General features: G+C 60.5%; 22 protein-coding genes and 1 pseudogene. 18 read left to right on the top strand and 5 right to left on the bottom strand.

What is annotated here, in order from left to right:
• Nucleotides 1-295 precede the first annotated feature (295 nt).
• Both G7090_RS01560 and crfC read right to left on the bottom strand, forming a co-directional pair.
• Nucleotides 296-1,174: a diguanylate cyclase regulator RdcB family protein gene (locus G7090_RS01560; RefSeq protein WP_166181343.1), complete on the bottom strand. Its 879-nt coding sequence runs from the start codon at nt 1,172-1,174 to the stop codon at nt 296-298.
• The gene (crfC, locus tag G7090_RS01555) at nt 1,171-3,528 is read right to left on the bottom strand and encodes a clamp-binding protein CrfC (RefSeq protein WP_166181342.1); all 2,358 of its coding nucleotides are present in this window, start codon (nt 3,526-3,528) and stop codon (nt 1,171-1,173) included. The genes G7090_RS01560 and crfC overlap by 4 nt, the downstream gene beginning before the upstream one ends.
• A 593-nt stretch (nt 3,529-4,121) precedes the next feature.
• On the opposite strand from crfC, the gene G7090_RS01550 reads away from it, so the two are divergent.
• From G7090_RS01550 to phnP, 16 genes are all read left to right on the top strand, one after another.
• Complete coding sequence (locus tag G7090_RS01550; protein WP_166181341.1) at nt 4,122-4,457, top strand: zinc ribbon domain-containing protein YjdM; 336 nt, start codon at nt 4,122-4,124, stop codon at nt 4,455-4,457.
• Between the two features lie 123 nt (nt 4,458-4,580).
• On the top strand, nt 4,581-5,012 hold the full coding sequence (gene yjdN, locus G7090_RS01545; protein ID WP_166181340.1) for a VOC family metalloprotein YjdN: 432 nt from the start codon (nt 4,581-4,583) through the stop codon (nt 5,010-5,012).
• A gap of 133 nt (nt 5,013-5,145) precedes the next feature.
• Entirely contained in the window at nt 5,146-5,934 is a 789-nt protein-coding gene (gene phnC / locus G7090_RS01540; protein ID WP_166181339.1) for a phosphonate ABC transporter ATP-binding protein, read from the top strand.
• Nucleotides 5,935-5,957: 23 nt separating this feature from the next.
• Nucleotides 5,958-6,974: a phosphonate ABC transporter substrate-binding protein gene (gene phnD / locus G7090_RS01535; protein ID WP_166181338.1), complete on the top strand. Its 1,017-nt coding sequence runs from the start codon at nt 5,958-5,960 to the stop codon at nt 6,972-6,974.
• An 82-nt stretch (nt 6,975-7,056) separates the two neighbouring features.
• The gene (phnE, locus tag G7090_RS01530; protein WP_166181337.1) at nt 7,057-7,836 is read left to right on the top strand and encodes a phosphonate ABC transporter, permease protein PhnE; all 780 of its coding nucleotides are present in this window, start codon (nt 7,057-7,059) and stop codon (nt 7,834-7,836) included.
• A gap of 20 nt (nt 7,837-7,856) precedes the next feature.
• Entirely contained in the window at nt 7,857-8,582 is a 726-nt protein-coding gene (gene phnF, locus G7090_RS01525) for a phosphonate metabolism transcriptional regulator PhnF (RefSeq protein WP_166181336.1), read from the top strand.
• Nucleotides 8,583-9,035 carry a phosphonate C-P lyase system protein PhnG gene (gene phnG, locus G7090_RS01520; RefSeq protein WP_166181335.1) on the top strand — a complete coding sequence of 151 codons (453 nt, stop codon included), beginning with the start codon at nt 8,583-8,585 and terminating at the stop codon, nt 9,033-9,035.
• Nucleotides 9,032-9,616, top strand: a complete 585-nt coding sequence (gene phnH, locus G7090_RS01515; protein WP_166181334.1) for a phosphonate C-P lyase system protein PhnH — start codon at nt 9,032-9,034, stop codon at nt 9,614-9,616. The genes phnG and phnH overlap by 4 nt, the downstream gene beginning before the upstream one ends.
• Nucleotides 9,616-10,680 carry a carbon-phosphorus lyase complex subunit PhnI gene (locus G7090_RS01510; RefSeq protein ID WP_166181333.1) on the top strand — a complete coding sequence of 355 codons (1,065 nt, stop codon included), beginning with the start codon at nt 9,616-9,618 and terminating at the stop codon, nt 10,678-10,680. The genes phnH and G7090_RS01510 overlap by 1 nt, the downstream gene beginning before the upstream one ends.
• Entirely contained in the window at nt 10,673-11,518 is an 846-nt protein-coding gene (gene phnJ, locus G7090_RS01505) for an alpha-D-ribose 1-methylphosphonate 5-phosphate C-P-lyase PhnJ (RefSeq protein WP_166181332.1), read from the top strand. Before G7090_RS01510 ends, phnJ begins: the two co-directional genes overlap by 8 nt.
• Entirely contained in the window at nt 11,515-12,270 is a 756-nt protein-coding gene (gene phnK / locus G7090_RS01500; RefSeq protein WP_166181331.1) for a phosphonate C-P lyase system protein PhnK, read from the top strand. Before phnJ ends, phnK begins: the two co-directional genes overlap by 4 nt.
• 9 nt (nt 12,271-12,279) lie before the next feature.
• Nucleotides 12,280-12,960 carry a phosphonate C-P lyase system protein PhnL gene (gene phnL, locus G7090_RS01495; RefSeq protein WP_166181330.1) on the top strand — a complete coding sequence of 227 codons (681 nt, stop codon included), beginning with the start codon at nt 12,280-12,282 and terminating at the stop codon, nt 12,958-12,960.
• Nucleotides 12,957-14,093, top strand: coding sequence for an alpha-D-ribose 1-methylphosphonate 5-triphosphate diphosphatase (gene phnM, locus G7090_RS01490; RefSeq protein ID WP_166181329.1), 1,137 nt, complete (start codon nt 12,957-12,959; stop codon nt 14,091-14,093). Before phnL ends, phnM begins: the two co-directional genes overlap by 4 nt.
• Nucleotides 14,090-14,641 carry a ribose 1,5-bisphosphokinase gene (phnN, locus tag G7090_RS01485; protein ID WP_166185051.1) on the top strand — a complete coding sequence of 184 codons (552 nt, stop codon included), beginning with the start codon at nt 14,090-14,092 and terminating at the stop codon, nt 14,639-14,641. Before phnM ends, phnN begins: the two co-directional genes overlap by 4 nt.
• Nucleotides 14,634-15,068, top strand: a complete 435-nt coding sequence (gene phnO / locus G7090_RS01480) for an aminoalkylphosphonate N-acetyltransferase (RefSeq protein ID WP_166181328.1) — start codon at nt 14,634-14,636, stop codon at nt 15,066-15,068. The genes phnN and phnO overlap by 8 nt, the downstream gene beginning before the upstream one ends.
• Nucleotides 15,069-15,077: 9 nt before the next feature.
• Entirely contained in the window at nt 15,078-15,836 is a 759-nt protein-coding gene (phnP, locus tag G7090_RS01475; RefSeq protein ID WP_166181327.1) for a phosphonate metabolism protein PhnP, read from the top strand.
• Nucleotides 15,837-15,976: 140 nt separating this feature from the next.
• On the opposite strand, the gene yjdP is transcribed toward phnP, so the two are convergent.
• The 3 genes and pseudogenes from yjdP to G7090_RS01460 all read right to left on the bottom strand — a co-directional run bounded on the left by yjdP (nt 15,977) and on the right by G7090_RS01460 (nt 19,203).
• On the bottom strand, nt 15,977-16,303 hold the full coding sequence (gene yjdP, locus G7090_RS01470; protein WP_166181326.1) for a DDRRRQL repeat protein YjdP: 327 nt from the start codon (nt 16,301-16,303) through the stop codon (nt 15,977-15,979).
• Nucleotides 16,304-16,411: 108 nt separating this feature from the next.
• Nucleotides 16,412-16,789 (bottom strand): annotated as a pseudogene (locus G7090_RS01465) (GNAT family N-acetyltransferase); the annotation flags it as partial.
• Between the two features lie 107 nt (nt 16,790-16,896).
• Nucleotides 16,897-19,203, bottom strand: coding sequence for a hybrid sensor histidine kinase/response regulator (locus G7090_RS01460; protein ID WP_166181325.1), 2,307 nt, complete (start codon nt 19,201-19,203; stop codon nt 16,897-16,899).
• Between the two features lie 222 nt (nt 19,204-19,425).
• On the opposite strand from G7090_RS01460, the gene G7090_RS01455 reads away from it, so the two are divergent.
• Both G7090_RS01455 and G7090_RS01450 read left to right on the top strand, forming a co-directional pair.
• Nucleotides 19,426-20,940, top strand: coding sequence for a sugar ABC transporter ATP-binding protein (locus G7090_RS01455; protein ID WP_166181324.1), 1,515 nt, complete (start codon nt 19,426-19,428; stop codon nt 20,938-20,940).
• A 2-nt stretch (nt 20,941-20,942) separates the two neighbouring features.
• Nucleotides 20,943-21,938: a ribose ABC transporter permease gene (locus tag G7090_RS01450; RefSeq protein ID WP_106993966.1), complete on the top strand. Its 996-nt coding sequence runs from the start codon at nt 20,943-20,945 to the stop codon at nt 21,936-21,938.
• Nucleotides 21,939-21,954: the final 16 nt, after the last annotated feature.

Genomic DNA, 21,954 nt, shown 5'->3' with positions numbered 1-21,954 from the left:
GATGTAGGATCACGCCCGACCCGATAGCCGAAGGGAGAAAGCCGAAGGCACCGCGAAGCGGCGATTTTCTTTGCCGGGAGCCGGGATTGTGAAGGGGGCGGCGGCGAGCCCCCTTCGCACGTTCACGGGTGACGCAGCTAACAGAGAAGCGCAGAACCTGAGGTGAACGGAACCACCACCTGAGTCGCATGTTCCCCCTCACCCTAACCCTCTCCCCAAAGAGGAGAGGGGATCCGTCCGGTGCGGATTCCTCAGCCCTCTCCCTCAATGGAGAGTGAGCCAACCGACCAAAACCTTACTCCCCAAACACCTCTTCCACCATCGCTTTTGCCAGCCTTGCCGCCGAACACAGTCTCGGCATTCCCAGCGCCACATTCTGCCAGCTCTGCGTCACTGACCAGCACACCGGATGCCGGTCGGCATCACACCAGTCCCCCAGCCAGCCAAGCATATCTTTATGGTCGATAATCCCCGGCGTACTGGGCGTGGTCAGCCACTGATGATAAAAATGGCGGGTCGCAGGCGACGCATTGATCCCCTGCGCCAGATAGTTAGCCACCATGCTGCACAAATTATCTTTCAGCATGGCGCTGACATCCGCATTCGCCAGCCGACAGGCGTCACCGAACGCCCCCCAGCGCAGCTCCTCCAGCACTACATAGCCGCGCCCGGCCAGCGACCAACCGTCATAATGCCCGGCCCGCCAGCGGGTAAAAATCTGTTCGCTATGAACGCCAGCCTGCACCGTTAACCCGCGCTGGGTTAACGCTTTCTCTTTAAACTGCGCGCGTTGGTGGAAATGCGCGGAGAGAACTTCGTACTGATGTACCGCGCCAATGGGCGGTTGATTACGCAGATTAGCCTGCTGGCGCAGCGTGGTGAGGGTCTGGGTCATGCGGGTCAGCGCCAGATGGCCGGGATCAACCATGCCCGCCAGCTTCTCTGCCAGCCCGAGCCGCAGCACAGCATTTTCGCTGAACATTCCTCCCATCGCCCACTGGCGAAGCTGAGCCTGCGCCATGATCTCCTGAGTTAAACGTTCACGAAAGTGCTGCTGTTGCGACCCCACAGAGGTGTGACGCTGCGCGTCAGCCCCCTGCACCAGGTCGACCATAAATTTAGGATGAATACATTCCAGCGTCCGCCCGGGACCGTCCAGTAATTGTTTTGTCATGGTTGCTCTGCCGCGAATAGCGTTTGAATGTCATCGCGTAACAGTCGGGTATCTTCCTGAATCCACGTCGCAGTGGTAATACATTGCTGCAGCAGCTGGCTGAGCGCGCGTGTGGCATGCTCATTCTGCTGGCGCACCGCGAGGCTATCACGCAAGCTTTCCTGTAACCCTGCAAGGCATAAAGAGAATTCCGCAAAGAATGTCGCCATGCCTGCTGTAACAGAGACATCGACCTGGGCGGCCAAAGCTTTACGGATTTGTTCACAAAAGTGATCAATATGGTGTTTAAGTTTCTCATGAAGCTGTGACACGTCGATAACATACCGCGTCCGCGTCATGACATAGTCTTCCCAGCCCCAGTCCGGATTGTTCAGCCAGCGGGAGACCGTCTCGCGCAGCGCGCTGCCAGCCCCCTGAGACTGACCGGCAGGCTCACTCTCCTGGGCGATAGCGTCGTTGAACAGCCCCTGAGTATTGAAATTAAGCTGGCTGGCCTGAAACGCCGGGAAACTGATCCGCGCCCGGAAACCGGCATGGCTCAACTCCTCTTTAATGCGCGTTTCAATCGGGCGCATGGCGTCATTCAGCGCCCGCGCCAGCGTCGACTCCAGCTGATCGAAACGCAGCGCCAGCTCACGACCGATTTTTGCCTGTGCATCCAGCATGATCAGCTCGCAGGAGGAGCGGATTTTGCTTAACAGGATCTGCGCCTGGCCTTCATCCTCCAGCACCAGCTGACCGGGCGTCGCTGCGGTATCAGCCCGCTGCTTATGCGGATCAAACCCCGCCAGATCGAGCATATTGTCAGGATTGAAGACATGGGCGATGGCGAGTTTGATTTCGCTCTGCTGGGCGGAAAGAAACAGGTTTGAGGCACTCAGCGCCTGGCTCACTTCGTGCCGGACCTCATCGCTCACCGACGCCTGACGGGAGTGCAGCAGCGCCATGTCATCTTCCAGACGGGTAATATTGTTCTGCAACTCGTCGAAGGCCACCGTCAGCCCCTGATAGCGGAAATCCAGGTACTCGCGGGCGTTCTGGGCGTAGTTCAGCAGCTTATGCGACGCGGAGCGTAACGCGTACAGCGAGGCATTAGCGTAGGCGGCATAGATCAGCTTGCGGATCGGCTGCTCAAACAGGGAGTCCTCCCACAGCAGATCGGCGGAGTGGCGAAGGTGTTCAATATCATCCAGATCGGCGGTGCGCCAGCGGCGGCCCAGCGCGGCTTCGGCGAAGTCCTGCACCCAGCGCTGCTCCTGGTGATCGGGCAACTTACCGTGCATCGCCAGTTCGTGACGCGCCCGGTTCGCCAGGTATCCCCACATCGAGGAGACCGGGAAGATCTGGCCCGGAGAGATATGGCCCTTCATCAGGGTGCCGGAGATCATCGCCCGCACCTGCTCTTCATCATCGCTGTTGCGGTCTTTCTGATCGAACTTATTGACCAGGGCGTACAGCGGCACCGATTTGCCGACGGCAGAAATGGCCAGCCGCACTTCGGCATCGGAGATCGACTTCAGTTGGGTATAGTCCATCACCGCCAGCACCGCCGAGGCGCGGGCAAGCTGCTCGGTGAGCATTTTTTGCAGATGTGGCTGTCCGGCCTCGTTCGGCCCGGGGGTATCCAGCAGGGTTAATTGCCCCAGATGCGCATCCAGCCCGGCCAGATGGACAAACTCCACCTCGATAACCGGGATATTCTCGATCGCGGCATAGGCCGGGAAGGGGAAATCGGTGCCCAGCGCCTGAGAAAGCCGCACCAAATCATTCAGGTTTTTTAAACAGTTAAATATTGGCTGCGCACCTAAATAATGTTTTTCAAATGCCTCGCCGGTTTCAATGCGCCCGAGTAGCGCATTCATATCTTTGTCAATTTCCAGCTGCTGCGCCAGCTTGCCCCGATCGTAATTGGCGAGCTTCTTTTGCATTTGCTTTATTAATGTATCGATGGGCGCAACGTGAGAAAAATGCAGCACCGGCTCTTTCTGACCGGGCGTATGACGGATAAGCGTCGGCAACGCGGTCATCGGGCGGTTGCGGTTGGGTAACACTTCGGTGCCCACGATGGCGTTAATGGTGGTGGACTTCCCGGCCTTCATGGTACCCACGATCGCCAGCACCATCTCCAGGCGGGTAATTTTACGCAGCTCATTATTCAGCATCGACTGCTGCGCCTCTAAGCCGCGGGCACTAAAATGCAGCGGTAATACATTGCTGGGTTCGCCGGTAATGGCCGACGTGGCGCTATCCAGCATCGCGGCAGGCATGGCGCTTAACGCCTCAAGATTTTGCAATGAGAGCTGCAGCAGCCTTTCAGCTTCCTGGCTTAATTCAAATATGGTCTGTGTGTGCATAGTAAAAAGCCTTCCCTAACACAAATTTTATATAACCGAATTGTTTTTAAGAATGAAAGATCGGCTTATATGATTACGTGTTGTAAATATGTTCGACGCAATATAATTCACTGATGACAGTAAAAATATATTCTTTCAGCGCGTAAGCAGCGGAGCACGCTCCTTCGGTCAGGGAAACCGAAAGATTAAGAGCGTAGCTCAAATTTTAAAAAAATCAGGGAAAATCACCATCAGTTACCCACCAAAAATGAGGGGTAAATCATCCCTTGCAGACCAGAGATGGCTATTAAAGCAAGTAAGTGAAATATCATTAGTGTCTTCACCTTATCTGAAATGACACGGCGTATCAATTTGCCGCAATAAAATATTCTCGCTTTTAAACAGGCGCGTTTCTTTCCCGCGTCTGACCTCCAGCATCGCCTGGATCACTGACAGAGAATGTCATTGAAAAGACTTTTTTTTGCTAAAAGCGAAAAATAATGTCACCGACAACAGTAAGGACATGCGTTATACTTGCCGCCTTTTTCGACAACCTGTCGATTTTTGGCGGGCCTGATTGCCGCCGGTTCGCACTATTTTGAGGAGAACACCCCATGTCACTGCCACACTGTCCAAAATGCAGCTCTGAATATACCTACGAAGATAACGGGATGTTCGTTTGCCCTGAATGCGCTCACGAATGGAACAACGCAGAACCTGCGCAAGAGAGCGATGAGCTGATCGTGAAAGATGCTAACGGCAACCTGCTGGCCGATGGCGATAACGTTACCGTTATTAAAGATCTGAAAGTGAAAGGCAGCTCGTCGATGCTGAAGATTGGCACCAAAGTCAAAGGCATCCGCCTGGTTGAAGGCGACCACAACATCGACTGCAAAATTGACGGTTTCGGCCCGATGAAGCTCAAATCCGAGTTCGTGAAAAAGAACTGATGCTTTTTTGTAGGCCCGGCAAGCGAAGCGCCGCCGGGCGCTTTTGCCGGATGCGCTGCGCTTATCCGGCCTACAAATACCGAACTACACTTACTGAGCTTCTCTTTACCTGAGGTAATGATTATGCCATTAAGTCCCTACATCTCGTTCCCCGGTAACTGCGCAGAGGCCACCGCCTTCTATCAGCAGGCCGTCGGCGCAGAACTCCTCTATAAAATCACCTTCGGCGAAATGCCTAAAGACGATAACAGCGATGAAGGCTGTCCGTCCGGCATGTCGTATCCGGATTCCGCCATCGCCCACTCCAACGTGCGCATCGCCGGCAGCGATATCATGATGAGCGACGGCACGTTCGGCACAGAAGCCACCTACGCTGGCTTTACGCTGGTACTCGACACCCAGGACGTGGCGGAAGGCAAGCGCTGGTTCGATAACCTGGCCGCGGGCGGCACCATCGACATGGCCTGGCAGGAGACCTTCTGGGCCCACGGCTTCGGCAAAGTAACCGATAAATACGGCGTTCCTTGGATGATCAACGTCGTTAAACAGCAATGATCCCGACGGCGGGCCCCCGCGCCCGCCTGTCATCGCTTTCACGTCAACTCTTCAAACTCCCGCAACCAACACTTAACCTAAATGTCACATTGATCCGCCAGCATGAGGCCACATTTGAATCGAGGCCTCACCCATGCAAACTGTCATCCGCGTCGAGAAACTGAGCAAGACCTTCCATCACAACAAGGCCCTGCATGCCGTTGATCTGACCGTCCAGCAGGGCGAAATGGTAGCGCTGCTGGGGCCCTCCGGTTCAGGTAAATCCACCCTTCTGCGCCACTTAAGCGGCCTTATCACCTGCGATAAAACCTCTGAAAGCCACGTAGAGCTGCTGGGCAACACCGTGCAGCGCGCGGGCCGTCTGGCGAGTGATATCCGCAAAAGCCGCGCGCAGACCGGCTACATCTTCCAGCAGTTCAACCTGGTGAACCGTCTGACGGTGCTGGAGAACGTGCTGATTGGCGCGCTCGGCAGCACCCCGTTCTGGCGCACCTGCCTGCGCTGGTTCGCACCTGAGCAGAAGCAGGAAGCGCTACAGGCCCTGACCCGCGTCGGGATGGCCCATTTCGCCCACCAGCGTGTCTCCACCCTGTCCGGTGGACAGCAGCAGCGCGTGGCGATTGCCCGGGCGCTGATGCAGAAAGCCAAAATCATTCTCGCCGATGAGCCGATTGCCTCGCTGGACCCGGAATCGGCCCGCATCGTGATGGAAACCCTGCGCGACATTAACCAGAAGGACGGCATCACCATCGTGGTGACGCTGCATCAGGTGGATTACGCCCTGCGCTACTGCGAGCGCATCGTCGCCCTGCGTCAGGGGCATGTGTTCTTTGATGGTGCCAGCCATCAGTTTGATAACGACCGTTTCGACCATCTCTACCGCAGCATCAATCGCGTCGAAGAGAACGCGCAGGCTGCATAACTAAACCGATCCGAGGAAAGTCCATGAGCTACAAAGCCGTTGCCGCGCTGGCCTTTACCAGCATGTTCAGCATCAGCACTCTGTTAAGCCCGGCATACGCCCAGGAGCAGGAAAAAGCGCTGAACTTTGGCATCATTTCGACGGAATCACAGCAGAACCTGAAGCCGCAGTGGGAACCCTTCCTGAAAGACATGGAGAGCAAACTGGGGATCAAAGTGAACGCCTTCTTCGCCCCGGACTACGCGGGCATCATCCAGGGGATGCGCTTTAACAAAGTCGATATCGCCTGGTACGGCAACCTCTCGGCGATGGAAGCGGTGGACCGCGCTAACGGCCAGGTCTTCGCCCAGACGGTGGCCGCCGACGGCTCCCCGGGTTACTGGAGCGTGCTGATCGTCAACAAAGACAGTCCGATCAACAACCTCAACGACATGCTCGCCAAACGTAAAGAGCTGACCTTTGGCAACGGCGACCCGAACTCCACCTCGGGCTTCCTGGTCCCGGGCTATTACGTCTTCGCTAAAAACAACGTCTCCACCAACGAATTCAAACGCACGGTCAACGCCGGGCATGAAACCAACGCCCTCGCCGTCGCCAACAAGCAGGTAGATGTGGCCACCAACAACACCGAGAACCTCGACAAGCTGAAGACTTCCGCCCCGGACAAGCTGAAAGAACTGAAGGTGATCTGGAAGTCGCCGCTGATCCCGGGCGACCCGATTGTGTGGCGTAAAAACCTCTCCGAGAGCACCAAGGACAAGGTGTACGACTTCTTTATGAACTACGGCAAAACCACGGAAGAGAAGAGCGTGCTGGAACGTCTGGGCTGGGCGCCGTTCCGCGCCTCCAGCGACCTGCAACTGGTACCGATTCGCCAGCTGGCGCTGTTCAAACAGATCCAGGGCGTGAAGGAGAACAAGGGTCTGAAGGAGGAAGAGAAGAGCAGCAAGATGTCTGAGATTAAGGCGCAGCTGGACGATCTCGACCGCCTGACCGCCGCGCTGGGTGCGATGAGCAGCGTGAATAAAGCGGTGCAGTAAAACCCACACACACCCCTCACCCCGGCCCTCTCCCCAAAGGGGAGAGGGTTAGGGTGAGGGGACATAAACCAACGGAGTTATCATGCAAACCATCACTCTCCCACCGCCCAAACGCAGCTGGTTCTCGCTGATCGGCTGGGCCGTCCTGCTGGCGGTGCTCGTTGTCTCCTGGAAGGGCGCGGAAATGGCGCCGCTCACGCTGATTCAGGATTCCGGCAACATGGCGACCTTCGCCGCCGACTTCTTCCCGCCGGATTTCAGCCAGTGGCAGGACTACCTCGGTGAAATGGCCATCACCCTGCAAATCGCCGTCTGGGGCACCGCCCTCGCCGTGGTGCTCTCGATTCCGTTTGGCCTGATGAGCGCCGACAACATCGTGCCCTGGTGGATCTACCAGCCGGTGCGCCGCCTGATGGACGCCTGCCGCGCCATCAACGAAATGGTCTTTGCGATGCTGTTCGTGGTGGCCGTCGGTCTCGGGCCGTTCGCCGGGGTAATGGCGCTGTTCATCCACACTACCGGGGTGCTCTCCAAGCTCCTCTCGGAAGCGGTGGAAGCCATCGAGCCCGGCCCGGTGGAAGGCATTCGCGCTACCGGGGCCAACAAGCTGGAAGAGATCCTCTACGGTGTCCTGCCCCAGGTGATGCCGCTGCTCATCTCCTACTCCCTGTACCGCTTTGAATCCAACGTCCGCTCCGCGACCGTCGTCGGTATGGTCGGCGCGGGCGGGATTGGCGTCACCCTGTGGGAAGCGATTCGCGGTTTCCAGTTCCAGCAAACCTGCGCCCTGATGGTACTCATCATCGTGACGGTCAGCCTGCTGGACTTCCTCTCTCAACGTTTGCGGAAGCACTTCATCTGAGAAGCGAGGCTTTGATTTGTATGCACTTATCCAGACATCCGACCAGTTACCCCACCCGCTGGCAAGAGATTGCCGCGAAGCTCGAAGTGGAGCTGCGCACCCACTACCGCTGCGGGGACTACCTGCCCGCCGAGCAACAGCTCGCCGACCGCTATGAAGTGAACCGCCACACCCTGCGCCGCGCCATTGACCAGCTTGTCGAGCGCGGCTGGGTCCAGCGCCGCCAGGGGGTTGGCGTGCTGGTCCTGATGCGCCCGTTCGACTACCCGCTCAACGCCCAGGCGCGTTTCAGCCAGAACCTGCTGGATCAGGGCAGCCACCCCACCAGCGAAAAACTGCTCTCGGTGCTGCGTCCGGCCTCCAGCCACGTCGCCGACGCGCTGGGGATTTCGGAGGGCGATAACCTCGTCCATCTGCGTACCCTGCGCCGGGTCAACGGCGTGGCGGTGTGTCAGATCGACCACTACTTCGCTGACCTGGCCCTCTGGCCAGTGCTGCAAAACTTCGCCAGCGGCTCGCTGCACGACTTCCTGTTCGAGGCCACCGGGATTGCGCTCAAGCGCACCCAGACCCGTATCAGCGCCCGCCGCGCGCAGGCTAAAGAGAGCAAGGTGCTGGAAATCCCCAACATGGCGCCCCTGCTCTGCGTGCGCACCCTCAACCACCGTGACGGCGAGATCAACGCGACGGAGTACTCCGTCAGCCTGACCCGCGCCGACATGATTGAATTCACCATGGAGCACTGAATGCATTTCGATACCTCCACCCGCCAGCACTGGATGGCCGTGCTGGCCCACAGCCAGCCGGCAGCGCTTGCCGCGCGGATGTCGGCGCTGAGCCTGACGCCCGCTTATGAGCGCATTCGCACCCCGGAAACCGGGCTGGTGCAGATCCAGGCGCGGATGGGCGGCACCGGGGCACGCTACTTTGCCGGGGATGCCACCCTGACCCGCGCCGTGGTGCGCCTGGCCAGCGGCACGCTCGGCTACAGCTACCTGCTCGGGCGCAATAAAACCCATGCCGAACAGTGCGCGGTGATCGATGCCCTGCTGCAGGAAGCGCCGCACTTTCAGACCTTAATGGAAACCCTCATTGCCCCGCTGGAAGCCGACCGTGCCGCACGCCTTGCCGCCCGTCAGGCCGAAATCAACACCAGCCGGGTCGACTTCTTTACGCTCGTTCGCGGAGACAACGCATGACCCTTCAACCCGCTTTTACCCTTGCCGTGCAGGATGCCCAACACAGTTTTCGCCGTCTGCTGAAAGCGATGAGCGAACCGGGGGTGATCGTCTCCCTGCATCAGTTGAAACACGGCTGGCAGCCGCTGAACCTCGCCACCACCAGCGTGCTGCTGACTCTGGCCGATAACGACACCCCGGTCTGGCTGTCGGGCGCCGTCGGCAACGATATCGTCAGCAGCAACCTGCGTTTTCATACCAGCGCCCCGCTGGTGGATCAGCCCCAGCTGGCGGTGTTCGCCGTCGCCGACGAGCAGATCAGCCACCAGCAGCTGAACGCCCTGAGCGAAGGCAGCGCCGTGGCACCGGAGACCAGCGCCACCCTGATTTTGCAGGTACCGAGCCTGAGTGGCGGACGCATGCTGCGCCTGACCGGGGCCGGGATTGCCGAGGAACGCATGGTCGCCCCGCAGCTGCCGGAGTGCATTATTCATGAGCTGACCGAGCGCCCGCACCCGTTCCCGTTGGGCATCGACCTGCTCCTGACCTGCGGCGAACGCCTGCTGGCGATCCCGCGGACCACCCATGTGGAGGTGTGCTGATGTACGTTGCCGTCAAAGGGGGCGAGAAGGCGATCGCCGCCGCCCACGCCCTGCAGGAGCACAGACGCCGGGGCGATGAGCAGCTCCCCGAGCTGAGCGTCGCCCAGATCGAACAGCAGCTGAACCTCGCCGTGGACCGGGTGATGACCGAAGGCGGCATTGCCGACCGCGAGCTGGCGGCGCTGGCGCTGAAGCAGGCCAGCGGCGATAACGTCGAGGCCATTTTCCTGCTGCGCGCCTACCGCACCACCCTGGCGAAGCTGGCGGTGAGCGAGCCGATCAACACCGCGGAGATGCGCCTCGAGCGCCGCATTTCGGCGGTATATAAAGATATCCCCGGCGGGCAGCTACTCGGCCCGACCTACGACTACACCCACCGCCTGCTCGATTTCACCCTGCTGGCGAACGGCGAAACTCCGCCTCTGAAAACATCAGATGCCCCGCAGGATGCGGCTCCGCACGTCTTTAGCCTGCTGGCCAACCAGGGGCTGGCGAAAGCGGAAGAGGATAACGGCAGCGAGCCGGACGACATCACCCGCACCCCGCCGGTTTATCCCTGCTCCCGCGCCTCGCGCCTGCAGCAGCTGATGCGCGGCGACGAGGGCTACCTGCTGGCGCTGGCCTACTCCACCCAGCGCGGCTACGGGCGCAACCACCCCTTTGCCGGAGAGATCCGCAGCGGCCACGTTGATATTGAAATAGTGCCGGAAGAGCTGGGTTTCGCGGTGAACGTCGGCGAACTGCTGATAACCGAGTGCGAAATGGTTAACGGCTTTGTTACCCCGGATAACGACGCCCCGCACTTCACCCGCGGCTACGGGCTGGTGTTCGGCATGGGCGAGCGCAAGGCGATGGCGATGGCGCTGGTCGACCGGGCGCTACAGGCCCCGGACTACGACGAAAACCTCGCAGGCCCGGCGCAGGACGAGGAGTTCGTGCTGGCCCACGCGGATAACGTGGAGGCCGCCGGGTTTGTCTCGCACCTCAAGCTGCCGCACTACGTCGATTTCCAGGCCGAACTGGAACTGCTGAAACGTCTGCAACAGGAGCGCGATAATGGCTAACCTCAGCGGCTATAACTTTGCTTATCTGGATGAGCAGACCAAACGCATGATCCGCCGCGCCATCCTCAAAGCGGTGGCTATCCCCGGCTATCAGGTGCCGTTCGGCGGCCGGGAGATGCCGATGCCCTACGGCTGGGGCACTGGCGGGATCCAGATCACCGCCAGCGTGATTGGCGAAGCGGACGTCCTGAAGGTCATCGACCAGGGGGCCGACGACACCACCAACGCCGTGTCGATCCGCCAGTTCTTCCAGCGCGTCACCGGGGTCAACACCACCGAGCGCACCGAAGACGCCACGCTGATCCAGACCCGCCACCGCATTCCGGAAACCCCGCTCACTGAAGATCAGATTTTGATTTTTCAGGTGCCGATCCCGGAGCCGCTGCGCTTTATCGAGCCGCGGGAAACCGAAACCCGCACCATGCACGCCCTGGAAGAGTACGGCGTGATGCAGGTGAAGCTGTACGAGGACATCGCCCGCTTCGGCCATATCGCCACCACCTACGCCTACCCGGTGAAGGTCAACGGCCGCTACGTGATGGACCCGTCGCCGATCCCGAAATTCGATAACCCGAAGATGGACATGATGCCCGCCCTGCAGCTGTTCGGCGCCGGGCGCGAGAAGCGCATCTACGCCGTGCCGCCGTACACCCGGGTCGAGAGTCTCGACTTCGACGACCACCCGTTCACCGTCCAGGAGTGGGACGAGCCGTGCGCCATCTGCGGATCGCAACACAGCTATCTCGATGAAGTGGTGCTGGATGACACCGGCAAGCGGATGTTTGTCTGCTCCGACACCGATTTTTGCCGCCAACAGAGCGAGGCCAACAGCCAATGAAACCGCTGCTTTCGGTCAATAACCTGACCCACCTCTATGCGCCGGGCAAAGGCTTCAGCGACGTGTCGTTCGACCTCTGGCCGGGGGAAGTGCTGGGGATTGTCGGCGAGTCCGGCTCCGGCAAAACCACCCTGCTGAAGGCGATCTCCGCCCGTCTGGCCCCGCAGAACGGTGAAATATTATATGAAGATCACTCCCTGTATGGCATGAGCGAGGCCGAACGCCGCCGCCTGCTGCGCACCGAGTGGGGCGTAGTGCATCAGCACCCGATGGACGGCCTGCGCCGCCAGGTCTCGGCGGGGGGCAACATCGGCGAACGGCTGATGGCTACCGGCGCGCGGCATTACGGCGAGATCCGCGCCACCGCCAAGAAATGGCTGATCGATGTGGAAATTCCGGCTTCGCGCATCGACGACCTGCCGACCACGTTCTCGGGCGGGATGCAGCAGCGTTTACAGATCGCCCGCAACCTGGTCACCCATCCGAAGCTGGTGTTTATGGACGAACCCACCGGCGGGCTGGATGTGTCGGTGCAGGCGCGGCTGCTGGACTTGCTCCGCGGTCTGGTGGTGGAGCTGAACCTGGCGGTGGTGATTGTCACCCACGATCTGGGCGTCGCCCGCCTGCTGGCGGACCGTCTGCTGGTGATGAAGAGCGGCGAGGTGGTGGAAAGTGGGCTGACCGACCGGGTGCTCGACGATCCGCACCATCCGTACACCCAGCTGCTGGTGTCGTCGGTATTGCAGAATTAAGAGGCCAACATGATCCGCGTCGAAAACGTCAGTAAAACCTTTGTGCTCCACCAGCAAAACGGCGTGCGCCTGCCGGTGCTGCAAAATGCCTCCCTTGAGGTCAACAACGGCGAATGCGTGGTGCTGCACGGCCACTCCGGCAGCGGCAAATCGACCCTGCTGCGCTCCCTGTACGCCAACTACCTGCCGGACGAAGGCCATATCTATGTCCGTCACGGTGACGAATGGGTGGATCTGGTGCAGGCCCCGGCGCGCAAGGTGCGGGATGTGCGCCGCACCACCATCGGCTGGGTCAGCCAGTTTTTACGCGTCATCCCCCGCGTGCCGGCGCTGGAGGTGGTGATGCAGCCCCTGCTGGATCTCGGCGTGCCGCGCGACATCTGCGCCACCAAAGCCGCCAGCCTGCTGACGCGCCTCAACGTGCCGGAGCGCCTGTGGCATCTCGCTCCCTCCACCTTCTCCGGCGGGGAGCAGCAGCGGGTCAACATCGCCCGGGGCTTTATCGTCGATTACCCGATTTTACTGCTCGATGAACCCACCGCCTCGCTGGATGCGAAAAACAGCGCGGCAGTTATTGCACTGATCGAAGAAGCCAAAGCGCGTGGCGCAGCGATCGTCGGGATCTTCCACGACGACACGGTGCGGGATCGCGTGGCGGATCGTCTGCACCCGATGGGGATCACCGCATGATCGTAAACAACGTAAAACTGGTGCTGGAAAACGAAGTCGTTAACGGCTCCATCGAGGTTCAGGATGGCGTCATTCGCGCCTTTGCCGAAACCCCGAGTCGCTCACCCGAGGCAATGGACGGCGAAGGCGGCTGGCTGCTGCCAGGGCTTATCGAGCTACACACCGACAACATGGACAAGTTCTTCACTCCACGGCCAAAGGTGGACTGGCCCGCCCATTCGGCGATGAGCAGCCACGACGGAATGATGGTCGCCAGCGGCATTACTACCGTGCTGGACGCGGTGGCGATCGGCGACGTGCGCGACGGCGGCGACCGGCTGGAGAATCTGGAGAAGATGATCAACGCCGTGGAGGAGACGCAGAAGCGCGGCCTCAACCGCGCCGAGCACCGCCTGCACCTGCGCTGCGAGCTGCCCCATCACACCACCCTGCCGCTGTTCGAGAAGCTGGCGGGCCGCGAGCCGGTGACTCTGGTGTCGCTGATGGATCACTCCCCGGGTCAGCGTCAGTTCGCCAATATTGAAAAGTACCGTGAATATTATCAGGGCAAATACTCCCTCAATGACCAGCAGATGGCGCGCTACGAAGAGGAGCAGTTGGCCCTGGCGGCACGCTGGTCGCAGCCCAATCGCCAGGCCATTGCCGCCCTGTGCCGGGAGCGCAATATCGCCCTCGCCAGCCACGACGACGCCACCGCCGATCATGTCCTCGAATCCCGGCAGCTTGGCAGCACGATCGCCGAGTTTCCCACCACTTTTGAAGCGGCAGAAGCCTCCCGCCAGCACGGCATGAACGTCCTGATGGGCGCCCCAAATATCGTGCGCGGCGGATCGCACTCCGGCAACGTAGCGGCCAGCTCGCTGGCGTCGCTCGGGCTGCTGGATATTCTCTCGTCCGATTATTACCCGGCCAGCCTGCTGGATGCCGCATTCCGGGTGGCCGACGACGAGGGCAACGCTTTTACCCTGCCGCAGGCGATCCGTCTGGTGACGAAGAACCCGGCGCAGGCGCTGAACCTGCACGACCGCGGGGTGATTGGCGAAGGCAAGCGGGCGGACCTGGTGCTGGCGCACCGCAAAGGCGAGCATATTCATATCGACCACGTCTGGCGTCAGGGAAAACGGGTGTTCTGATGGGAAGAGTGATCTGGTTAATGGGGCCTTCGGGCTCCGGAAAGGACAGCCTGCTGGAGGCATTACGCCAGCATACCCACCCGCAGCTGCTGGTGGCGCACCGCTACATCACCCGCCCCGCCACTGCCGGGAATGAAAATCACATTGCCCTCAGCGAGCCCGAGTTTTTTACCCGGGCCGGGCAGCAACTGTTTGCCCTGAGCTGGCACGCTAACGGCTATTATTATGGGGTGGGTCTGGAGATCGACCTCTGGCTGCACGCCGGGTTCGACGTGGTGGTGAACGGCTCGCGGGCCCACCTGCCCCAGGCGCAGGCGCGCTATGCGGCAGCGTTACTGCCGATCTGCCTGCAGGTATCGCCGGAGATCCTGCGGAGCCGACTGCAAAGCCGTGGCCGGGAGAACGCCCGTGAGATCGACCAGCGGCTGGAGCGCGCCGCCCGCTATACGCCTTCCCACTGTCCTGTCCTGAATAACGACGGAAGCTTGCTCCAGTCCGTCGAGCGCTTCCTCTCACTGATTCACCAGAAGGAGAAAAACCATGCCTGAGTGTGAGTTGCGTCCCGCCACGGCGGAGGACGTTGACGCGGTATACGGCCTGATTTGCGAACTTAAGCAGGCCGAGCTGGACCGATCGGCTTTTCACGCCGGTTTTGCGGCCAATCTGCTGGATCACAATATGCGTTACCAGCTGGCCGAACAGGATGGACACATTGTCGGCATGATCGGCCTGCATATGCAGTTTCATCTGCATCATGCCAACTGGATCGGCGAAATCCAGGAGCTGGTGGTGATGCCGCAGGCGCGCGGGCTGAGGGTGGGCAGCCAGCTGTTAGCCTGGGCCGAGGGGTTTGCGCGCGAGGCCGGGGCAGAGATGACCGAACTCTCCACCAGCGTAAAGCGCCTCGACGCGCACCGCTTTTATCTTCGGGAAGGGTACACACAGAGCCATTTTCGCTTCACCAAACCGCTGTAAGGGGGCGCTATGAGTCTGACCATTACGTTAACAGGAACCGGTGGCGCCCAGCTGGTGCCCGCTTTTGGCTGTGACTGTCCGGCCTGCCGCCGGGCGCGTTTGCAGGACGCCTGGCGCCGTCGCCCCTGTAGCGCGGTGGTCAAATTCAACGACGCGGTGACGCTGCTGGACGCGGGGATCCCGCACCTGATGGACGAATGGCCCGCAGGCAGTTTTCAGCAGTTTTTACTCACCCACTACCATATGGATCATGTCCAGGGGCTGTTCCCGCTGCGCTGGGGCGTGGGGGCGACCATCCCGGTATACGGCCCTCCGGATGAAGCAGGCTGCGACGATCTGTTTAAGCATCCCGGTATTCTCGACTTTAACCACACGCTGGAGCCCTTTGTGGTGTTTGAACTGCAGGGGCTGCGGGTGACGCCGCTGCCGCTCAACCATTCGAAGCTGACGTTTGGCTATCTGCTGGAGAGCGCCCATAGCCGGGTGGCCTGGCTGTCGGACACCGCCGGGCTGCCGGACAAAACGGTGAAGTTTTTACTCAACAACCACCCGCAGGCGATGGTGATTGACTGCAGCCACGAACCGCGCACGGAGACGCCGCGCAACCATTGCGATCTGAATACGGTGATCGCCCTTAATGAGGTGATTGGCTGCCCGCAGGTGATCCTGACCCATATCAGCCATCAGTTTGACGTGTGGATGATGGACAACCCGCTGCCGGAGGGGTTTGAGGCGGGGTATGACGGAATGGTATTGGTGCTGGATTAACGATTTTCTCCCTCTCCCTGTGGGAGAGGGCCGGGGTGAGGGCATCAGGCCGCACGTTACTGCCGGGTGGCGGCTACGCCTTACCCGGCCTACGGTTCGCGGCCATTTGTAGGCCTGTGCAAGCGAAGCGCCGCCGGGCATCAGCGCCGATCGTAATCATCCTCTAACCGCCGCTCGTCATCTTCCAGCCGACGCCGGTCTTCGTCCAACTGGCGCTGGCGGTCATCCAGCTGGCGGCGTCGGTCCTCAAGCTGCCTGCGGCGATCGTCATACTGACGGCTGTCGCTGCTGCGACGGCTATCTTCGTAGCGATCGTCGTCGGAATTGCGATTATTGCTGTTGGGGTTGTAGGCATCGTTTATCGCCTGCTGAATATTGCCGATCGCATCGTCAACGATGTCGGCATGCGCCAGCTGGCTGGTTAAAGAGAGCAGACCAAATAACAGAGCGGTAGAGGTACGTTTCATAAAGCCAGTCTCGCAGGGTGAGCTGGCCTTACGGTAATAAACGGCAGGTAGAGCGAGTAGCGGAGGAATCTCAAATTCTGGAAGGCAGAGTTGCTCCCATTATTACTATTGGTCAAAAACGCATATTAATGGGATACCGCATCGTAGGATTAACGCCTCATACAACCGGGTTGCCAGCCCTTTATCTCGCTCTGCGGGATCGACACAAATCCCCTCGACCTGAATAATATTGGCATCTTCCCAGCAGCGTTCAACAGCAACAATATCTTTCCCCAGGGTGGGTTTTCGCTGTAAATCCAGCGCCGCCACCACACGATGGCGCGGTACCCCTTCAAAGGTTTCGATATCCGCTTCAATAATGGCCGCACGAGGCGTCTGTGGATCGTAGATAACATGCAGCAGTCGCCCTGAGAGTTCAAACTCTTCGACCTGTTTAAAGGCGCGCGCGACTGTCATCGGGCTATAGGTTGTAGGCATCACGATCATATGTGAGTCCCCTCTCGTCAGTACCGGCATAATTCCCTTTATATCCTAATCCGCTTATTTTTGCGCAGATTAGCACCACCGATACCGCGGAAACGATTGATTAATTCTTAAACACTGCGGCAAATTTTCTCCGCATTCGTATCGATTTTACGCAGCGCCTGCGCCAGCTGCCCGCGGGTGAATGGCTTACGCAACAGCTCCACTTCCGGCAGCTGTGGGTTGTGCGCCGGGCGCAGATCCTGGCCGCTCATCAGCAGTACCGGGAGATGCGGGAAATGCTGGCGCACATGCTGGATCACTTCCGCGCCGCTCAGGTTGCCGGGCAGCATTAAGTCGCTGATAAACATCTCAATATCCGCAGATGCACTCAGCATCTCCAGCGCCTGCTCGCCGGTTTCAGCCTCCAGGGTCAGGTAACCCAGCTGATGGAGCTGCTCGCACAGCGTCTGTCGGACGTCGGTCTGATCGTCCAGCACCAGCACCAGCCGGTCGCCTGGCGGCGAAGTCAAGGTTGCACCGGCTTCCGGGGAGGGGACCGCCTGTAAGGTGGCGCGCGGCAGATGCAGCCGCACGGTAGTGCCCTGTCCGGGGGCACTTTCTATCTCCACCCGTCCGCCGGACTGGCGCACGAAACCGTAGACCATCGACAGCCCCAGCCCGCTGCCGCTGCCGGTCTGTTTGGTGGTGAAGAAAGGTTCAAAGACCTGGGATTTGATCGCCTGCGACATCCCGGCGCCGTGGTCGATCACCTCCAGCGCCACCATGTCCTGCTTACGCCCGTCGCTGCGGGTCACGCGCTGGTTCCAGGTGCGGATTTTGATGGTTCCGCTTTGCCCTTCCATCGCATCGCGGGCGTTCATCACCAGGTTGATGAGGGCGTTTTCCAGTTGGCCAACATCAATCCACGCCGGCCACGCCGGGGTCTGCGCTTCGATATCCAGCGCCACCGTGGTGGGCAGAGAGTGGCGCATCAGCTCGGCGAGGTTTTCCAGCAGGGGCTTCATCTCCACCGCGTGCGGGTTCAGGGACTGCTTGCGGGAGAAGGCCAGCAGGCGCTGGGTCAACAGCGCCCCGCGCTCGGCGGCCTTCAGTGCGCGGCTGATGCGCGGGGCATCCGGCGAATGGGGATCGGCCAGCTCCAGGCTGCCGATGATCACCGCCAGCAGGTTATTGAAATCATGCGCCAGCCCGCCCGTCAGCTGGCCGACCGCCTTCATCTTCTGGCTGTGCAGCAGCGCCTCCTCCAGCCCCTGGCGTTCAAGGCGATCCACCTCCATCTGCGAGGTCTTCTCCTTCAGCAGCCGGGTAGTGTGCTCCAGCGAGGCGGTATTACGGGCAAAGACGTTAAATGCCCGGGCCAGCTCCCCCAGCTCATCCCGACGCTGCAGCGCAGGCACCGAGACATCCTGCTCGCCGTGGGCCAGTCGGGACATCGCCCGGGAGATGGCGGTCAGGTTAGTACCCAGATTGCGGTAGATATACCAGCAGGCAAAAGCGGTGATGATCAGCGCCAGCACGGCAAACAGGGTGATAAAGATGCTGATGGAGCGCAGCTCCTGATGGCTCTCGGCGGTACGCAGCTGCGAGGCCTGCGCCACCTGCTCCACGTAGCGGTTGATATCGCTGTTCAGGATCGCCACCAGCGCCTTGATGTGGAACATATACCAGCTGATCGACAGATCGCTCTGTTCCAGCTGCCCGGAGAGCGGGCCGAGCTTGTTGAGTTCGGCGTTAAAATCGGGCAGGACGAAGCTCACCACCGGCTGCGTGGCCTGGCGGGGTAACATCGCCGTCACCGTATCCAGCTGCTGAATAGTGGCGCGCGGCGAGGGGGTTTCGATGGCGGCGGCGATCAGCCGGTCCATCTCGCTGAGCAGCCGGGCGTCGGGCAGGTTGCTGGCATCGCGGCGGTTGACCTCCTGCAGATGGCGGAGATAGCTCTGGCTCTGGTAGAGGGAGCTGAGCAGCGCATTACGCTCCAGGTGGCGTCGCTGCCCGCGCTCCAGCATGCCGGTCACGCTTTGCTGAAGCTCCTTGCTGCGCTGGATGATCCGCGCCACCAGCGCCGGCTCCTGCTGCGCCAGCGGTGCGTCGGCAAGCTGCTCCAGCGCGCGGCCCAGCGCCGTCTGGGTCTGTTTCAGCCGGTTGGCTTCGTCTTTATACTCCAGCGCCCCCACCACCTGCGACAGCCGCACCGCCGCCGTCGCCACGTTGGCGGTTTCCCGGGCCAGATTCATGCTGCCGGTCATGTCGTCCAGGGTCTGGCGCTGCACCTGCTCCTGAATGTTACTGGCATGGCGAAAGCCCAGCACCGCCACGCCGCTGACCATTAACGTCACCGCCACCACCAGCAGATTGAAGATCAGCAGGCGACCACGGGCGCTGGCGAAGAAGGGGGGACGGCGTGAGGGCATTTAGGTTGGCTCCGGTGCTGTGTGTATCCCCTCACCCTAACCCTCTCCCCAAAGGGGAGAGGGAACAATTACACCCTCTCCCCTTTGGGGAGAGGGAAAAAAGCGGGGAATTGTGACGGCGGTTAACTATTCATAACTATGACAAATATGAACGACTTCTGACATTTTGCATTTACCGGGGTGTGATGAAGTGCGGATATCGACCCTCACAGGAGATCCGCCATGAGCAGAACCCCGGTTTTAGAGATGCGCAACATTGCCAAAACCTTTGGCAACTTCCACGCGCTGAAGGGTGTGGATCTGACGGTCTTCCCCGGCGAAATCCACGCCTTAATGGGCGAAAACGGCGCCGGAAAAAGCACCCTGATGAAAATTCTCGCCGGGGCCTACACCGCCACTGGCGGTGAGATCCTGATCGACGGCAAGCCGTTTCACATCAAAGGCCCGAAAGACGCCCTGGCGGCAGGCATCACCCTGATCTATCAGGAGATGCAGCTCGCCCCCAACCTCACCGTGGCCGAAAACATCTTCCTCGGCAGCGAGCTGTCGCGCGGCGGGCTGGTGCAGCGCAAAACGATGGCCGCCCAGGCCCAGGCGGTGATCGATCGCCTCGGTGCCCACTTCAAAGCCACCGACCTGGTGATGAAGCTGACCATCGCCGAACAGCAGCAGGTGGAAATCGCCCGGGCGCTGCACCGCAACAGCCGCATCCTGGTGATGGATGAACCCACCGCCGCCCTCTCCTCGCGGGAAACCCACCGTCTGTTCGAGCTCATATTGCGCCTGCGCGACGAAGGGATGGCGATCATCTATATCAGCCACCGCATGGCGGAGGTGTATGAGTTATCCGATCGGGTCAGCGTCCTGCGTGACGGCCAGTACGTCGGCAGCCTGACCCGCGACAAGCTCAACGCCTCTGAGCTGGTGCGGATGATGGTCGGGCGGCCGCTGAGCGATCTGTTCAACAAAGAGCGCGATATCCCGCTCGGCAGCCCGCGTCTCAACGTCCACCACCTGACCGATGGCGGCAAAGTGCAGCCCTGCAGCCTGCTGGTGCGTTCCGGCGAAATCGTCGGCCTCGCCGGGCTGGTAGGCGCTGGTCGCTCTGAACTGGCGCAGCTGATTTTCGGCGTGCGCAAGGCGACGGGCGGGATGATTGAGGTGGATGGCGAGCCGGTGGTGATCCACTCCCCGCGCGCCGCCATCGATCATGGGATCGGCTTTTTAACTGAGAACCGCAAGGAGCAGGGGCTGTTTCTCGAGCTGGCGGCGCAGGAGAACATCACCATGGCGACCCTGGAGCGCGACGCCACCTTCGGCTGGCTGAACCGTAAAAAAGCCCAGTCGATCTCCGATGACGCCATCGCCCTGCTCAATATTCGCGTGCCGCACTCCCAGGTGCGGGCGGGCGGGCTCTCGGGCGGTAACCAGCAGAAGCTGCTCATCTCCCGCTGGGTGGCGATTGGCCCGCGCATTCTGATCCTCGACGAGCCGACCCGCGGCGTGGACGTCGGGGCCAAAAGCGAGATCTACCGGATCATGAACCAGATGGCGCGCAAAGGGGTGGCGATCCTGATGATCTCCAGCGAACTGCCGGAAGTGGTCGGCATGAGCGATCGCGTGTACGTCATGCGCGAAGGGAGCATCGCCGGGGAGCTCCATCGGGCCGATATCACACAAGAAAACATCATGACGCTGGCGACCGGCGTTAACGACTCTCACCATCGGGCGGTATAACCATGACGCAACCTAACACTCCGCAACAGGTGGCCAAAGCGGCCTCCGCCAAAAAAATGCTGATGGGCGATCTGATGCAAACCATCGGCATCCTGCCGATATTGATCCTGATTGTCGCGGTATTTGGCTTTATCGCGCCAAACTTCTTCACCGAGAGCAACCTGCTGAACATTACCCGTCAGGCGTCGATCAACATCGTGCTGGCGGCGGGGATGACCTTCATTATTTTGACCGGCGGCATCGACCTGTCGGTGGGCTCGATTCTGGGCACCACCGCGGTGGCGGCGATGGTGGTCTCGCTGATGCCGGAGCTGTCGATGCTCTCGGTACCGGCGGCGCTGATGCTCGGGATGGTGCTGGGGCTGTTCAACGGCGCGCTGGTGGCCTTTGCCGGACTGCCGCCCTTTATCGTCACCCTCGGCACCTATACGGCGCTGCGCGGCGCGGCCTATCTGCTGGCCGACGGCACCACGGTGATCAACTCCAGCATCAGCTTTGAGTGGATCGGCAATAACTATCTCGGACCGGTGCCGTGGCTGGTGGTCATTGCTCTGGCGGTGATCGCCGTCTGCTGGTTTATCCTGCGCCGCACCACCCTCGGGGTACATATCTACGCGGTGGGCGGCAACATGCAGGCCGCGCGCTTAACGGGTATCAAGGTCTGGATGGTGCTGCTGTTTGTCTACGGCATGAGCGGCCTGCTCTCGGGCCTCGGCGGGGTGATGAGCGCCTCGCGACTGTACAGCGCCAACGGCAACCTCGGCACCGGCTATGAGCTGGATGCCATCGCGGCGGTGATCCTCGGTGGCACCAGCTTCGTCGGCGGGATCGGCACCATCACCGGCACGCTGGTGGGGGCGCTGATTATCGCCACCCTCAACAACGGCATGACGCTGATGGGGGTCTCCTATTTCTGGCAACTGGTGATCAAAGGGGCGGTGATCATCATTGCGGTTCTGATCGATAAGTACCGTACCCGACACCATCAAAGTGCATAACAACAATACCCTACGT

The organism is Leclercia sp. 29361, from assembly GCF_011290365.1.
Classification (GTDB): Bacteria; Pseudomonadota; Gammaproteobacteria; order Enterobacterales; family Enterobacteriaceae; genus Enterobacter; species Enterobacter tamurae.
Note: the sequence above shows the minus strand (reverse complement) of the source record. Positions and strands in the feature narration are given on the sequence as shown.

What these genes read in the sequence shown, in the direction of transcription:
- G7090_RS01560 (WP_166181343.1), bottom strand. Translation starts at nt 1,174, where the DNA reads ATGACAAAACAATTACTGGACGGTCCCGGGCGGACGCTGGAATGTATT.
- crfC (WP_166181342.1), bottom strand. Translation starts at nt 3,528, where the DNA reads ATGCACACACAGACCATATTTGAATTAAGCCAGGAAGCTGAAAGGCTG.
- G7090_RS01550 (WP_166181341.1), top strand. Translation starts at nt 4,122, where the DNA reads ATGTCACTGCCACACTGTCCAAAATGCAGCTCTGAATATACCTACGAA.
- yjdN (WP_166181340.1), top strand. Translation starts at nt 4,581, where the DNA reads ATGCCATTAAGTCCCTACATCTCGTTCCCCGGTAACTGCGCAGAGGCC.
- phnC (WP_166181339.1), top strand. Translation starts at nt 5,146, where the DNA reads ATGCAAACTGTCATCCGCGTCGAGAAACTGAGCAAGACCTTCCATCAC.
- phnD (WP_166181338.1), top strand. Translation starts at nt 5,958, where the DNA reads ATGAGCTACAAAGCCGTTGCCGCGCTGGCCTTTACCAGCATGTTCAGC.
- phnE (WP_166181337.1), top strand. Translation starts at nt 7,057, where the DNA reads ATGCAAACCATCACTCTCCCACCGCCCAAACGCAGCTGGTTCTCGCTG.
- phnF (WP_166181336.1), top strand. Translation starts at nt 7,857, where the DNA reads ATGCACTTATCCAGACATCCGACCAGTTACCCCACCCGCTGGCAAGAG.
- phnG (WP_166181335.1), top strand. Translation starts at nt 8,583, where the DNA reads ATGCATTTCGATACCTCCACCCGCCAGCACTGGATGGCCGTGCTGGCC.
- phnH (WP_166181334.1), top strand. Translation starts at nt 9,032, where the DNA reads ATGACCCTTCAACCCGCTTTTACCCTTGCCGTGCAGGATGCCCAACAC.
- G7090_RS01510 (WP_166181333.1), top strand. Translation starts at nt 9,616, where the DNA reads ATGTACGTTGCCGTCAAAGGGGGCGAGAAGGCGATCGCCGCCGCCCAC.
- phnJ (WP_166181332.1), top strand. Translation starts at nt 10,673, where the DNA reads ATGGCTAACCTCAGCGGCTATAACTTTGCTTATCTGGATGAGCAGACC.
- phnK (WP_166181331.1), top strand. Translation starts at nt 11,515, where the DNA reads ATGAAACCGCTGCTTTCGGTCAATAACCTGACCCACCTCTATGCGCCG.
- phnL (WP_166181330.1), top strand. Translation starts at nt 12,280, where the DNA reads ATGATCCGCGTCGAAAACGTCAGTAAAACCTTTGTGCTCCACCAGCAA.
- phnM (WP_166181329.1), top strand. Translation starts at nt 12,957, where the DNA reads ATGATCGTAAACAACGTAAAACTGGTGCTGGAAAACGAAGTCGTTAAC.
- phnO (WP_166181328.1), top strand. Translation starts at nt 14,634, where the DNA reads ATGCCTGAGTGTGAGTTGCGTCCCGCCACGGCGGAGGACGTTGACGCG.
- phnP (WP_166181327.1), top strand. Translation starts at nt 15,078, where the DNA reads ATGAGTCTGACCATTACGTTAACAGGAACCGGTGGCGCCCAGCTGGTG.
- yjdP (WP_166181326.1), bottom strand. Translation starts at nt 16,303, where the DNA reads ATGAAACGTACCTCTACCGCTCTGTTATTTGGTCTGCTCTCTTTAACC.
- G7090_RS01460 (WP_166181325.1), bottom strand. Translation starts at nt 19,203, where the DNA reads ATGCCCTCACGCCGTCCCCCCTTCTTCGCCAGCGCCCGTGGTCGCCTG.
- G7090_RS01455 (WP_166181324.1), top strand. Translation starts at nt 19,426, where the DNA reads ATGAGCAGAACCCCGGTTTTAGAGATGCGCAACATTGCCAAAACCTTT.
- G7090_RS01450 (WP_106993966.1), top strand. Translation starts at nt 20,943, where the DNA reads ATGACGCAACCTAACACTCCGCAACAGGTGGCCAAAGCGGCCTCCGCC.